This is a genomic window from Streptomyces sp. NPDC005195 (genome assembly GCF_040608315.1).
GTDB lineage: Bacteria > Actinomycetota > Actinomycetes > Streptomycetales > Streptomycetaceae > Streptomyces > Streptomyces kaempferi.
On the sequence record NZ_JBEXHZ010000050.1, the window covers coordinates 25107 to 38268 of the forward strand.

Genomic DNA, 13162 nt, shown 5'->3' on the forward strand with positions numbered 1-13162 from the left:
CGATCGACTCGTGCGTCAGGTTGTTCGGGCGGGAGCGCTATCGCCTCCGGCGGCTCGTGTCGTACGTCTCGTCGTCCGCTCCCGCGTTGATGGAACCTTGACGGAAACCGTCGCGTCAATGGCCGTTTACCTGCGAAATCCGCAATAGCGGAGCGACGCACACCACATCGCTTTCCCAGGTCTTGACGTCTTTCCGTTGCAATCATCAATACCCAATGGAATGTGACCTTGCTTTCAAAGGTGATGCCGCCAACTTGCCTGCGGTACCCGTTTCATCACCGCATGGCGAGAACCGCAGTCGAGGCAGCGAAATTGACCAGGATTGGTCCGCACTCCGGGCCACCGCGGAGCGCCACCGCCCGTGTGAAGGCCCCGCCGGCCGCGCAGGTCGGCGACGTCACCGAGCTGATGAAGAGGGCCGTCGCGCGGCGGTGGGCCGGGCACGACGGTGCCCCGCCCCTCGTGCGAGGAGCGGGGCACCGGTGGCCGTACGGCCTCAGTGGTTGCGCGGGAAGCCCAGGTCGACTCCGGAGGGCCCCTCCGACGGGTCCGGCCAGCGGGTCGTGACGACCTTGCCGCGGGTGTAGAAGTGCGTGCCGTCGTTGCCGTAGATGTGGTGGTCCCCGAAGAGGGAGTCCTTCCAGCCGCCGAAGGAGTGGTAGCCGACGGGCACCGGGATCGGTACGTTCACGCCGACCATGCCCGCCTCGACCTCCAGCTGGAAGCGGCGGGCCGCGCCGCCGTCCCGGGTGAAGATCGCGGTGCCGTTGCCGAACGGCGAGGCGTTGATGAGGGCGACACCCTCCTCGTACGTCTCCACGCGCAGCACGCACAGCACCGGGCCGAAGATCTCGTCCCGGTAGGCGTCCGCGGTCGTGGGCACCTTGTCGAGCAGCGAGAGGCCGATCCAGTGGCCGTCCTCGTGGCCCTCCACGGTGTAGCCGGTGCCGTCGAGGACGACCTCGGAGCCCTGCGCGGCCGCGCCGTGGACGTAGGACGCCACCTTGTCGCGGTGCGCCGCCGTGATCAGCGGGCCCATCTCGGAGGCCGGGTCGTCGCCGGGACCGATCTTGATCTTCTCGGCGCGCTCGCGGATCTTCTCGACCAGCTCGTCGCCGATCGCGCCCACCGCGACGACCGCGGAGATCGCCATGCAGCGCTCACCGGCCGAGCCGTACGCGGCCGAGACCGCGGCGTCGGCGGCCGCGTCCAGGTCGGCGTCGGGCAGGACCAGCATGTGGTTCTTGGCGCCGCCCAGGGCCTGGACGCGCTTGTGGTGCGCGGCGGCGGTGGTGTGGATGTAGCGGGCGATCGGCGTCGAGCCGACGAAGGACACGGCGGCTACGTCCGGGTGCTCCAGGAGCCGGTCCACGGCGACCTTGTCACCGTGCACGACGTTGAAGACACCGTCGGGCAGGCCGGCCTCGGCCATCAGCTCGGCGAGCTTCATGGCGGCCGACGGGTCCTTCTCGGACGGCTTCAGCACGAAGGTGTTGCCGCACGCGATGGCGATCGGGAACATCCACATCGGCACCATGGCCGGGAAGTTGAACGGCGTGATGCCCGCGACGACGCCCAGCGGCTGCCGGATCGAGGCCACGTCGACCCGGGAGGCCACCTCGGTCGACAGCTCGCCCTTCAGCTGCACGGTGATCCCGCACGCCAGGTCGACGATCTCCAGGCCGCGCGCGACCTCACCGAGCGCGTCCGAGTGCACCTTGCCGTGCTCGGCGGTGATCAGCTCGGCGATCGCGTCCCGGTTGGCGTCCAGCAGCGCCCGGAACTTGAAGAGGATCGTGGTCCGCTTCGCCAGCGAGGACTGGCCCCAGGTCGCGTAGGCGTCCTTCGCCGCGGCGACCGCGGCGTCCACCTCGTCCACGGTCGCGAAGGCGACCCGCGTGGTCACGGCGCCGGTCGCCGGGTCGGTGACCGGCCCGTACATACCCGACTCGCCCGCGGCGTTCGCGACGGGCTTGCCACCGATCCAGTGGTCGACGGTCTTCGTCATGGCCAAGAACTCCTTCACAGATGGCGGCGTCGGGCGGCGACGTGCCGGTCGTACTCCTCACGCGCCTTGACCGCCGACACTCGGGTCGCGGTCTCGGCCACGGGTACATCCCACCAGGCTTGGGCCGGGGGCGCGCCCGACACTGTGTCTGCCGTTCTGGTCTCCACGTAGACACAAGTGGGAGTGTCCGCGTCCCGCGCCTCGGCCAGGGCCGAGCGCAGGTCACGGACGGTCTTCGCACGCAGCACCCGCATGCCGAGGCTGGCCGCGTTGGCGGCGAGATCGACGGGCAGCGGGGCTCCCGTGTACGTACCGTCCTCGGAGCGGAAACGGTACGCGGTGCCGTACCGCTCACCGCCCACGGACTCGGACAGGCCGCCGATCGAGGCGTAGCCGTGGTTCTGCAGGATGAGGACCTTGATCGCGACGCCCTCCTGCACGGCGGTGACGATCTCGGTCGGCATCATCAGATACGTGCCGTCGCCGACCAGCGCCCACACGGGACGGTCGGGCGCCGCCAGCCGGACGCCGATCGCGGCCGGGATCTCGTAGCCCATGCACGAGTAGCCGTACTCGACGTGGTACTGGTCCCGCGACCGCGCCCGCCACAGTTTGTGCAGGTCACCGGGGAGCGAACCGGCCGCGTTGATCAGGATGTCGTCGTCGGTGACCAGCTCGTCGAGAACACCGAGCACCTGTGGCTGGGTGGGCCGCAGGTCGATGTCCTCGGCCTCGAACGCCGCGTCGACCCGGTACTCCCAGCGCTCCTTGTCGTCCGTGTACTCGGTGACGTACCCGGGCCCGGCACGGTGCTCGTGCAGCAGCAGCGCCTCGGTGAGGGCCTCGATCCCGGCCCGCGCGTCGGCGACCAGCGGTATCCCGGAGAGCTTGTGGCCGTCGTAGGGCGCGATGTTGACGTTCAGGAAGCGGACGCCCGGGGCGGTGAAGAGCGTGCCGGAGGCGGTGGTGAAGTCGGTGTAGCGGGTGCCGACGCCGATCACCAGGTCGGCCGTGCGGGCGAGCTCGTCGGCGGTCGCGGTGCCCGTGTGGCCGATGCCGCCCACGTCCTGCGGGTGGTCCCAGCGCAGCGACCCCTTGCCCGCCTGGGTGGAGGCGACCGGGATCCCGGTGGACGCGGCGAGTTCCGCGAGCGCCTCCTCGGCGCGGCTGTGGTGCACGCCGCCGCCCGCGACGATCAGCGGGCGCCGGGCCCCGCGGACCGCCGTGACGGCGGCGGCCAGCTCGGCCGCGTCGGCCGCCGGGCGGCGCACGGTCCAGGTCCGCTCCGCGAAGAACTCCACCGGCCAGTCGTACGCCTCCGCCTGCACGTCCTGCGGCAGCGCGAGCGTGACGGCGCCGGTCTCGACCGGGTCGCTGAGCACGCGCATGGCCTGCAGGGCGGCCGGGATCAGCGCTTCGGGGCGGGTCACCCGGTCGAAGTACCTGGACACCGGGCGCAGACAGTCGTTGACCGACACATCGCCCGCGTAGGGGAGTTCGAGCTGCTGGAGCACCGGGTCCGCGGGGCGGGTCGCGAAGGTGTCACCGGGCAGGAGGAGCACCGGGAGGTGGTTGACCGTCGCGAGCGCGGCGCCCGTGACGAGATTGGTCGCGCCGGGACCGATGGACGTGGTCACGGCGTGCGCCGACAGCCGGTTGCTCTGCCGTGCGTAACCGACCGCCGCGTGGACCATGGACTGCTCGTTGCGGCCCTGGAGGTACGGCATCTCGTCCGGGTACTCGACGAGCGCCTGCCCGATCCCGGCGACGTTGCCGTGGCCGAAGATGCCCCAGGTGGCGCCGATCAGCCGCTGCCGCTCGCCGTCCCGCTCCGTGTACTGCGCGGCCAGGAACCGCACCAGCGCCTGTGCGACCGTCAGCCTGGTCGTCGTCGGCGCCTCTGACGTCTTCGTCATCGGATCCGTCATCGGTAGCCCTCTGTGCTTTCTACGTGTCCCGGGTGGAAGCAGATCCGCCATTCCCTCTCCTCGCCCGGTCCGGCCATCACGTTCAGGTAGTACATCGTGTGACCGGGCTGGGCGATGGACGGACCGTGCCATCCGTCGGGGACGAGCACGGCATCGCCGGTGCGGACCTCGGCGAGGACGTCGGTTCCGCCCTCGCGCGAAGGGAATACGCGCTGATAGCCGAATCCGTTCGGGCCGTCGATCTCGAAGTAGTAGATCTCCTCGAGCTCGCTCTCCTCGCCCGGCCGGTGCTCGTCGTGCTTGTGCGGCGGATACGAGGACCAGTGGCCGCCGGGGGTGATGACCTCGACGGCGATGAGCTTGTCGCAGTCGAAGGCGTCGGCAGAGGCGAAGTTGCGCACCCGGCGGGCGCAGCTGCCGCTGCCGCGGTCTTCGACGGGAACCTCCGGCGCGGGGCCGTAGCGGGCGGGGAGTCGGCGCTCGCACTTCGCTCCTGCCAGGGCGAAGCGGCCTCCCGCGCCGGAGGCGATCTGTGCCCGGGCGTCCCGGGGTACGTACGCGAAGTCGGTTACCCCCGCGAACACGCTTTCCCGGCCCAGGATTTGGAACTCTTCGTCCTCTGTGCGCACCGTACAGGCGCCGTTCAGCGGAAGCACGATCCACTCGCTGTCACCGGTGGTGAAGGTGTGCGTACCTCCCGGCTCCAGCTCCACCACGCGCAGGCTGCTGTGGGTCCAGCCGGCCCGCCCGGGGTCGATGTCGACGGCGTACGGCCCCCCGGCGGTGGCGCCCTTGGGGACGTACAGGTCGTTGCTCGTCATCGGATCCTCACAACAGTCCTACGGCGGTGTCCACCGCGGCGGTCACATCGCCGTCGGCCGGGTACAGCAGCGAGCGGCCTACGACCAGGCCCTGCACGGTGGGGAGCTGGAGGGCGCCGCGCCACTTCTCGTACGCGCCCTCCTGGTCCTCGCCGACTTCGCCGCCGAGCAGCACGGCGGGCAGGGTGGAGGTCTCCATGACCCGGGCCATGTCGTCCGGGTTCTCGGTGACGGGGACCTTCAGCCAGGTGTACGCCGAGCTGCCGCCCAGGCCACTGGCGATGGCGATGGACTTGATGACGGCGTCGGCGCTCAGATCGTTGACCAGTCTGCCGTCCGCACGGCGACGGGAAAGGAAAGGTTCCACGAAGACCGGGAGTTGACGTTCCGCCATCTCGTCTATCACGCGGGCGGTGGACTCCAGGGTGCGCAGCGAGCCCGGGTCGTCGTAGTCGATGCGCAGCAGCAGCTTGCCCGCGTCGAAGCCGAACCGCTCGAGGTCCCGCGGGCGGTGGCCGGTGAAGCGGTCGTCCAGCTCGAAGGAGGCGCCCGCCAGGCCGCCGCGGTTCATCGAACCGAGGACCACCTTGTGGTCCAGGGCCCCGAGCAGCAGCAGGTCGTCGAGGATGTCCGCGGTGGCGAGCACGCCGTCGACGCCGGGGCGGGAGAGGGCGAGGCAGAGCCGCTCCAGCAGGTCGGCGCGGCTCGCCATGGCGAACTTGCGGTCGCCGACGGCGAGCGCCCCGCGGGCCGGGTGGTCGGCGGCGACGATCATCAGCCGGCCGGTGTCGTCGAGGAGGGGCCGGCGCGGGCGGCGCGCGGCGGCCTCGGCGATGGCCTCCGGGTGACGGGCACGCAGTTGGACGAGCGAGGCGACGTCGACGTCCCGGGGGCCCGCGTCGTTGGTGCGGCCGGCGGGCGGGATGCGGTCGGTGCGCGGGGTGCGGCTGTCACGCTCGGTGGGGCCGGAGGAACCGGTACGTCCGGTGGGGCCGTCCGGCGTGTCGTGCGGGCCGCGCCCTGCGTCGCCGGCACGGCCGGTGTCGCCCGCGCGGCCGTCGTGCCCGTCGCGGCCGTCATGGCCGCCCTGATGTCCGTGCGCCGAGGGATCGCCGCCCCCGTGTCCCACGTGTCCCGCCCTCATCGGACCGCTCCCGCCACGAGCGCGGCCTCGACCTCTTCGGGGGTCGGCATCGCGGAGGAGCACTCCAGCCGGGAGGCGACGATGGCGCCCGCGGCGTTCGCGTGCCGCATGATCCGCTCCAGGTCCCAGCCGGACAGCAGGCCGTGGCAGAGGGAGCCGCCGAAGGCGTCACCGGCACCGAGGCCGTTGAGGACCGTCACCGGGAGGGGCGGGACCTCGGCGGACGTGCCGTCGCGGTGGACGGCCAGGACTCCCTTGGGTCCCTGCTTGACCACGGCGAGTTCGACACCCGCGTCGAGGAGCGCGCGGGCGCCCGCGTGCGGTTCGCGCTCGCCGGTGGCGATCTCGACCTCGTCGAGGTTGCCGACGGCCACGGTGGTGTGGCGCAGGGCCTCGGCGTAGAACGGCCGCGCGGAGTCGGGGTCCTTCCAGAACATCGGACGCCAGTCGAGGTCGAAGACCGTCGTACCGGACTTGGCGCGGTGGGCGAGCGCGGCGAGCGTCGCCGTGCGGCTGGGCTCCTCGCTCAGGCCGGTGCCCGTCATCCAGAAGATGCGCGCGTCGCGGACGGCGCCCAGGTCGAGGTCGTGCGCGTCGAGCTCCAGGTCCGGGGCCTTGGGCTGCCGGTAGAAATACAGGGGGAAGTCGTCCGGCGGGAAGACCTCGCAGAACGTGACCGGTGTCGGCAGGCCGGGGACCGGGGTCACCCAGCGGTCGTCGACGCCGAAGCCGCGCAGCGCCTCGTGGAGGTACGTGCCGAAGGGATCGTCGCCCGTGCGTGTGATCACCGCCGTGTCGCGACCCAGCCGGGCCGCCGCCACCGCGACGTTCGTCGCCGAACCGCCGAGGAACTTCCCGAAGGACGACACCCTCGCCAGCGGGACCCCCGTCTGCAACGGATACAGGTCCACACCGATCCGTCCCATGGTGATCAGGTCGTACGCCATCGAGTTCCCTTCGCTTCGGCTTCCCCAAGGTCTAGCCCTGTGCGGGACGCCCTGTCAACGGTTTGTCCAGACATTCGGACCAGCCCTTGACACCTCACCCGGGCCGTCGGAAGCTGACGCCCATGACGTCGTTGTCACCGCAGACATCACCCCGGTCCCCACTGTCCCGCATCCGGATCGGTTCGGCTCCGGACTCCTGGGGCGTGTGGTTCCCCGACGACCCGCAACAGGTCCCCTGGCAGCGCTTCCTCGACGAGGTCTCCCAGTCCGGATACGAGTGGATCGAACTGGGCCCGTACGGCTATCTGCCGACCGACCCGGCCGTCCTCAGGGAGGAGACCGCACGACGCGGGCTCACCGTGTCGGCCGGCACCGTCTTCACCGGGCTGCACCGCGGGCCGGAGGTGTGGGACGCCACCTGGGCGCACGTCTCCGACATCGCGGCACTCACCCAGGCGATGGGCGCGGAGCACCTCGTCGTGATCCCGGCCTTCTGGCGGGACGACAAGACGGGCGAGGTACTGGAGGACAGCACCCTCACGCCCGCGCAGTGGCGCGACCTGACCGCCCAGACCGAGCGGCTCGCCCACGAGGTCCGCGAGCGGTACGGGCTGCGGATCGTCGTCCACCCGCATGCCGACACGCACATCGACAGTGAAGAGAACGTCACGCGCTTCCTCGACGCGACCGACTCCTCGCTGGTGTCGCTGTGCCTCGACACCGGGCACTACGCCTACTGCGGCGGCGACAGCGTCAAACTCATCGAGACGTACGGGGAGCGCATCGGGTACCTGCACCTCAAGCAGGTGGATCCGTCGATCCTGGCCGAGGTGCGGGCGAACGAGCTGCCGTTCGGGCCCGCCGTCGCCCGGGGCGTGATGTGCGAGCCGCCGTCCGGTGTGCCGACGCTGGAGCCGGTGCTCGCCGCCGCGCAGAAGCTCGACATCGACCTCTTCGCGATCGTCGAGCAGGACATGTATCCGTGCCCGCCGGACAAGCCGCTGCCGATCGCCCAGCGGACCCGGGCGTTCCTGCGGTCGTGCGGGGCCTGACGGCCCCGGGGGCTCCGCGGGGCTCCTAGGCGGACGGGGATCCGGGACGCGGGGATGACGGACGGCGGGCCGGGGGCGGGGACGACGAGTGCCCCCGGCCCGCCCGCACCCACTCGACGCTCCCTCCCATTGCGTCACCTGTGTCACAAATGCCACCTTCCTGTCACACATGTCCCGTGTACGCGGGTCTTGCGTCACACCCGGTCGACAAGCACTGCCCTGCGCTCACGCTGTGTCGTTCACCGGGCACAGGCTTTGTGATCACCAGCGCAGCGCCCGGCTCCCCCGACGGCCGCCCCCGGCCGCCGCCGCGGCGCGCGCAGGGAGGTGCCACTCATGACCGACCGAAAGCTCTGGTCGTACAAGGAGATCGCGGCGCACATCAAGGTGCAGCCGGACACCGTGCGGTCGTATCGCAAACACGGGCTGCTGCCCCCTCCTGACCACGTGGAGAGCGGAAAGCCCTACTGGTACGCGGACACCGTCCGCGCCTGGGTCGCCTCCCGCCCGGGGAACCGCGGCCGCAGATCCGACTGACCCCGCCGGCCCGCGGTCCCCGCCTCCGTCCCCGCCCCGCCCCGCCGCACATCCCGTCCACCGCGCCCGCCCCCTCGTCCGCTGTCCCCGCCTGTCCCGTCCCGCCCGGTCACCACCGGACGGGACGGGACACAAGAACCCCGTCGCCTCTCCCCCGCTCAGCTCCACGGCTCGATGACCGTCACCCCGGTCCCGGGCGCCGTCCCCATCGCGGCGAGGGCGGCCGGCGCGCCGTCCAGTGCGAGGGTGGAGGTGACCAGGAGGTCGGGCCGGAGGACACCGGCGCGCACCAGCTCCAGCATTCGTGGGTAGGCGTGCGCCTGCATCCCGTGGCTGCCCAGCAGTTCCAGTTCGAGGCCGATCACCCGGGCCATCGGAACGGCGGGCGCCTCGGGCAGCAGACCGACCTGGACGTGACGCCCCCGGCGGCGCAGCCCGTTCACCGAGGCGGCGCAGGTGACCGGGGAGCCCAGCGCGTCGAGGGAGACGTGGGCGCCGCCACCGGTCAGCTCACGCACCGCCTTCGCCGTGTCCTCGGTGCGCGCGGCGTCCACGCTCTCCACCGCCCCGAACGTCCGCGCCAGCTCCAGGGCCCGGGGCGAGAGGTCGACCGCCACGACCCGTGCCCCGGCCGCCGCCGCGATCATCACCGCCGAGAGGCCCACACCCCCGCAGCCGTGCACCGCGACCCACTCCCCCGCGGCAACCCGGCCCTGTGCGACCACCGCGCGGAACGCCGTGGCGAACCGGCAGCCCAGCGACGCCGCCGTCGAGAAGGACATCTCGTCCGGCACCGCCACCAGGTTCACATCGGCCCGCTCCAGCGCCACGTACTGCGCGAAGGATCCCCAGTGCGTGAACCCCGGCTGGGTCTGCCGCTCGCACACCTGCTGGTCACCCGCCGCGCAGGAGGGACAGTTCCCGCAGGCGCAGACGAACGGGACGGTGACCCGGTCGCCGGCGCGCCAGCCCGCCACCCGCGCGCCCACCGCCTCCACGACTCCGGCGAGTTCGTGGCCCGGCACATGGGGCAGGGTGATGTCCGGGTCGTGCCCCATCCAGCCGTGCCAGTCGCTGCGGCACAGCCCGGTCGCCTCGACCCGCACCACCACTCCGTGCTCGGCGGGCACCGGATCAGCCACCTCGCGGACCCCGGCCGGCTCCCCGTACCGCTCGAACACCACTGCCCGCATCCGTGCCACCCTCCGCCCGAAGATCGCCTTCAGGGGTGAACGCTAGCCGCGCACCTCGACCTTGTCCCGGTCCCGGCCGTCCGCCTGCTCGCTCGGAGTGCCGGGCTCGTCCTCCTTCGTGGCCGCCCGCTCCGGTGTCTCGCCCTCGCTGAGTCCGAACCGGTCGTGGAAGCGGCGCAGGGGAGCGGGCGCCCACCAGGTCGCGCGCCCGGTGAGGCGCATGACCGCCGGGACCAGCAGGCTGCGCACGACCATCGCGTCCATCAGGACGGCGAGCGCGATGCCCAGTCCCAGCATCTTGGTGTTGGTCACGCGCGAGGTGCCGATCGCGACCATCACCACCGCCAGGATGACCGCGGCCGCGGTGATCAGTCCGCCGGTGCGCTGGAGGCCGAAGCGGACCGACTCCCGGTGGTCGCCCGTGCGGTCGTACTCCTCCTTCATACGGGAGAGGAGGAAGACGCCGTAGTCCATGGACAGTCCGAAGGCGACGCAGAACATCAGCACCGGGAGGGTCGTCTCGATCGATCCCGGGCTGGTGAAGCCGAGCAGGCCGGAGAGATGGCCGTCCTGGAAGACCCAGACCACCGCGCCGAACATCGCCGTCAGACTGAGCGCGTTGAGCAGCACCGCCTGGACCGGGATCAGCACACTGCCCGTGAGGAGGAAGACCAGCAGCAGCGTGACGATCGCGATGAACGCCGCCGCCCAGGGGAGCCGGTCGGCTATCGCGTGCTTGGAGTCGACCAGGACCGCCGCCGTGCCGGTCACCGCCGTGCCGAACGGGGCGTCCGTCGCGCGCAGTTCACGCACCAGGCGCTGGGCCCCGTCACCGACGGCCTCGCCTCTCGGCTGCACCGTGAAGTACGCGGCGTCACCCTTCACCAGGGGTCCGTCCACCCGCAGCGCCTCGGGGAGGGCGGCGATACGGCTCTTGTAGGCCGCGTACTGCGCCTCCGTGGCCCGGCCCTCCGCGAGGATCTCCAGGCCGCCGCCGGGGCTGCCCGGGAATCCGTCCCGGATGTGCTGCTGGACTACATGGGACACCGCGCCCGAGGGCAGCTGCCGATCGTCCGCGGTGCCGAACTTCACGCCCAGGAAGGGCAGTCCGAGGACGATCAGCCCGACGGTGGTGGCCACCGCGAAGACCGGTGCCCGGCGCATGACGAGGGAGGCCATGCGTCCCCAGGCCGCGCCGTCGCCGGACGAGCGCGGCTCGCCTCGCCGGAACAGGCGCCGCAGATCCAGGGAGTTGACCCGGTGGCCGAGCAGTACCAGGGCCGCCGGGAGCAGGATCAGGGCGGCCGCCGCGGCCAGCAGCACCACCGCGATGCCCGCGTAGGCGAAGGACCGCAGGAAATACTGCGGGAAGAGCAGCATCGCGGCGAGCGACACGGCGACCGTGAGGGAGGAGAAGAGGACCGTGCGGCCCGCCGTGCGCAGGGTGGTGCCGACAGCGGTCACCGGCTCGGCGCCGGTCGCCAGCTCCTCGCGGAAGCGGCGGACGATGAACAGGGCGTAGTCGATCGCGAGGCCGAGTCCGAGGGCCGTGGTGAGGTTCATCGCGAAGACCGAGACGTCGGTGAGCTCCGTGAGACCTCGCAGCACGGCGTTCGTCCCCAGGATGGCGATGATGCCGACACCCAGCGGCAGCAGCGCGGCGATCGCGCTGCCGAAGACCATCACCAGCAGCACGAGGGTCACCGGCAGGGCGATGATCTCGGCCCGGGTCAGGTCCTCCCGGATGGTGGTCTGCATCTCGTGCTGCACGGCGACGGGGCCGCCGACCTTGATCCCGAGCGGGCCGTGCGTGCCCCGGAACAAGGGCGCGAGACGGTCCAGGGTCTCGCTCGCCGTCTTCTCGTCACCCGTGATCCGGGCGGCGATCAGCGCCTCGTGGCCGTCCTTGGCGCGCAGCGCGGGAGCGCCCGACTCCCAGTACGAACCGACTCCCGTGACACCCCGCTCGGTGGCGAGCCGTGCCGTCAGCCGCTTCGCCTCGGCAGCCACCGAGGGATCGTCGACCGTGGCGCGCCCCGAGTCGGCCAGGAGCAGCAGATTGGGCTGGGAGGCGGGGAACTCCCGCTCCAGCGCCTTCGTCGCGTACGTCGACTCCGCGGTCGGGTCCTGCCAGCCGCCGCTGCCCAGCCGGTCGGCGACCCCGCTGCCGGCGACCACCGCGAGGGCGGTGAGCAGCAGTGCGAAGAGCAGGGACAGCCGGGGCCGCGCGGTCACGAACCGGGTCCAGCCGCCCACCGGTGGACCGCCATCCGTCCGCGACCTGCCACCCGTCCGCACGCTGCCGCCCGGCCGAGGGCTGTCACCAGGTCGAGGCCGATGACCCTCGATCGCCGCCTCACCCGTCGGCGGGGCACCGTCCGCACCGTCCTTGGCTCGCGCGCCCCTCCCGCGCCCCGCGCCCCTGCCCCGGCCCTGATCTGCGCTGTTGACTTCGGTCATCGCGCGGTGTCCCCTTCACCGTGACCCTGTGTCCGTGCGTCCGCTTCCGTCCGTGCGCTCAGGCAGCATGGGTCGGTCATTGCCATAGAATCGACAAACACGAGAGATCGCTCGCGTTTCACCAGAATGCGAGCGACCGCTCGCGTTTGTCAAACACGTTCGGAGAGTTGGGGATAACTCGTGCCCGACAAGCCCGAGAAGCGGCGTACCGCCGACGCGCAGACCGCCGACGCGCAGACCGCCGACGCGCGGACCCTCGGCGACCGGACAGCCGACGACGAGCGGCCCCGCCGGCGGCAGGCCCGCGGCGAACGCCGGATCGCCCAGCTGCTGGAGGCCGCGGCCTCCGTCTTCTGCACCACCGGCTACACCGCCGCCAGCACCAACGCGATCGCCCGGGAGGCGGGCGTCTCGCCGGGCACGCTCTACCAGTTCTTCCCGAACAAGGAAGCCATCGCGATCGAACTGGGCGACCGGCTCATGCACGAGATGCGGGCCACCTACGGCGAGGCGCTCGGCCCGGTCGCCCCCGCGACCACACTGGAGGAGGCCGTCGGCGCCGCCGTCGACCGCTTCGTCGCCTTCAACTGCGACCACCCCGTCTTCTTCGCCCTGATGCACGGCCCCGACATCCCGGGCCGGATCGCCGAGGAACACGACGCGCTGCACCTGACCCTGATCTCCCGCGTCGAGGGACTGCTCTCCGCGTTCCTGCCCGACGCGCCCGCCGCCGGGATCACACGCACGGCGCAGGTGTGCCTGGGCATCTACAAAGCGGGGCTCGAACTGATCCTCGCCCACGAGGGTGCCGAGCGGGCGGCGTACATCCAGGAGCTCAAGAACGTCCTGTTCCGGTACGTCGAACCACTGACCGACGGCAAGGCGCCGACCTCCGCCGCCCTCGCCGCCCGGCTCTGACCCGGGTCCCGCCCCTCCGGAGCGCCCCCGACCGGGCCGGGGGCCGCCCCCGGGCGGGCGCCCTCCCCCCCCGCCCGCCCGGCCCGGCCCGGCCGGCCCCCGACTCGCCCCCGAGATCGTCACCGCCATCGCAGGCGACGGCGTCGTCGGCGTG

Annotated in this window: 10 protein-coding genes; 3 read left to right on the forward strand and 7 right to left on the reverse strand. The window is 71.9% G+C overall.

The window, feature by feature from the left end; translation table 11 throughout:
• Window positions 1-496 precede the first annotated feature (496 nt).
• From mmsA to iolC, 5 genes are all read right to left on the reverse strand, one after another.
• The gene (gene mmsA / locus ABZV34_RS31005; protein ID WP_356283874.1) at window positions 497-2008 is read right to left on the reverse strand and encodes a CoA-acylating methylmalonate-semialdehyde dehydrogenase; all 1512 of its coding nucleotides are present in this window, start codon (window positions 2006-2008) and stop codon (window positions 497-499) included.
• Between the two features lie 14 nt (window positions 2009-2022).
• On the reverse strand, window positions 2023-3924 hold the full coding sequence (gene iolD / locus ABZV34_RS31010; protein ID WP_356283877.1) for a 3D-(3,5/4)-trihydroxycyclohexane-1,2-dione acylhydrolase (decyclizing): 1902 nt from the start codon (window positions 3922-3924) through the stop codon (window positions 2023-2025).
• Window positions 3925-3932: 8 nt separating this feature from the next.
• Window positions 3933-4757, reverse strand: a complete 825-nt coding sequence (gene iolB, locus ABZV34_RS31015; protein WP_356283880.1) for a 5-deoxy-glucuronate isomerase — start codon at window positions 4755-4757, stop codon at window positions 3933-3935.
• 7 nt (window positions 4758-4764) lie between these two features.
• Window positions 4765-5682, reverse strand: a complete 918-nt coding sequence (locus tag ABZV34_RS31020; RefSeq protein WP_356283904.1) for a deoxyribose-phosphate aldolase — start codon at window positions 5680-5682, stop codon at window positions 4765-4767.
• Between the two features lie 215 nt (window positions 5683-5897).
• Window positions 5898-6848, reverse strand: coding sequence for a 5-dehydro-2-deoxygluconokinase (iolC, locus tag ABZV34_RS31025; protein WP_356283883.1), 951 nt, complete (start codon window positions 6846-6848; stop codon window positions 5898-5900).
• A gap of 122 nt (window positions 6849-6970) precedes the next feature.
• Between iolC and ABZV34_RS31030 the strand changes: the two genes are divergently transcribed.
• Together ABZV34_RS31030 and ABZV34_RS31035 are read left to right on the forward strand one after the other, a co-directional pair.
• Window positions 6971-7900 carry a sugar phosphate isomerase/epimerase gene (locus ABZV34_RS31030; protein WP_356283886.1) on the forward strand — a complete coding sequence of 310 codons (930 nt, stop codon included), beginning with the start codon at window positions 6971-6973 and terminating at the stop codon, window positions 7898-7900.
• 336 nt (window positions 7901-8236) lie between these two features.
• The gene (locus ABZV34_RS31035; protein WP_148009823.1) at window positions 8237-8437 is read left to right on the forward strand and encodes a MerR family transcriptional regulator; all 201 of its coding nucleotides are present in this window, start codon (window positions 8237-8239) and stop codon (window positions 8435-8437) included.
• Window positions 8438-8595: 158 nt separating this feature from the next.
• On the opposite strand, the gene ABZV34_RS31040 is transcribed toward ABZV34_RS31035, so the two are convergent.
• Together ABZV34_RS31040 and ABZV34_RS31045 are read right to left on the reverse strand one after the other, a co-directional pair.
• A complete protein-coding gene (locus tag ABZV34_RS31040; protein ID WP_356283889.1) occupies window positions 8596-9630 on the reverse strand; it encodes a zinc-dependent alcohol dehydrogenase family protein in 1035 nt (344 codons plus the stop codon).
• Between the two features lie 42 nt (window positions 9631-9672).
• Complete coding sequence (locus ABZV34_RS31045) at window positions 9673-11865, reverse strand: MMPL family transporter (protein WP_356283892.1); 2193 nt, start codon at window positions 11863-11865, stop codon at window positions 9673-9675.
• Window positions 11866-12408: 543 nt separating this feature from the next.
• On the opposite strand from ABZV34_RS31045, the gene ABZV34_RS31050 reads away from it, so the two are divergent.
• Complete coding sequence (locus ABZV34_RS31050; protein ID WP_356283907.1) at window positions 12409-13008, forward strand: TetR family transcriptional regulator; 600 nt, start codon at window positions 12409-12411, stop codon at window positions 13006-13008.
• Window positions 13009-13162 lie beyond the last annotated feature (154 nt).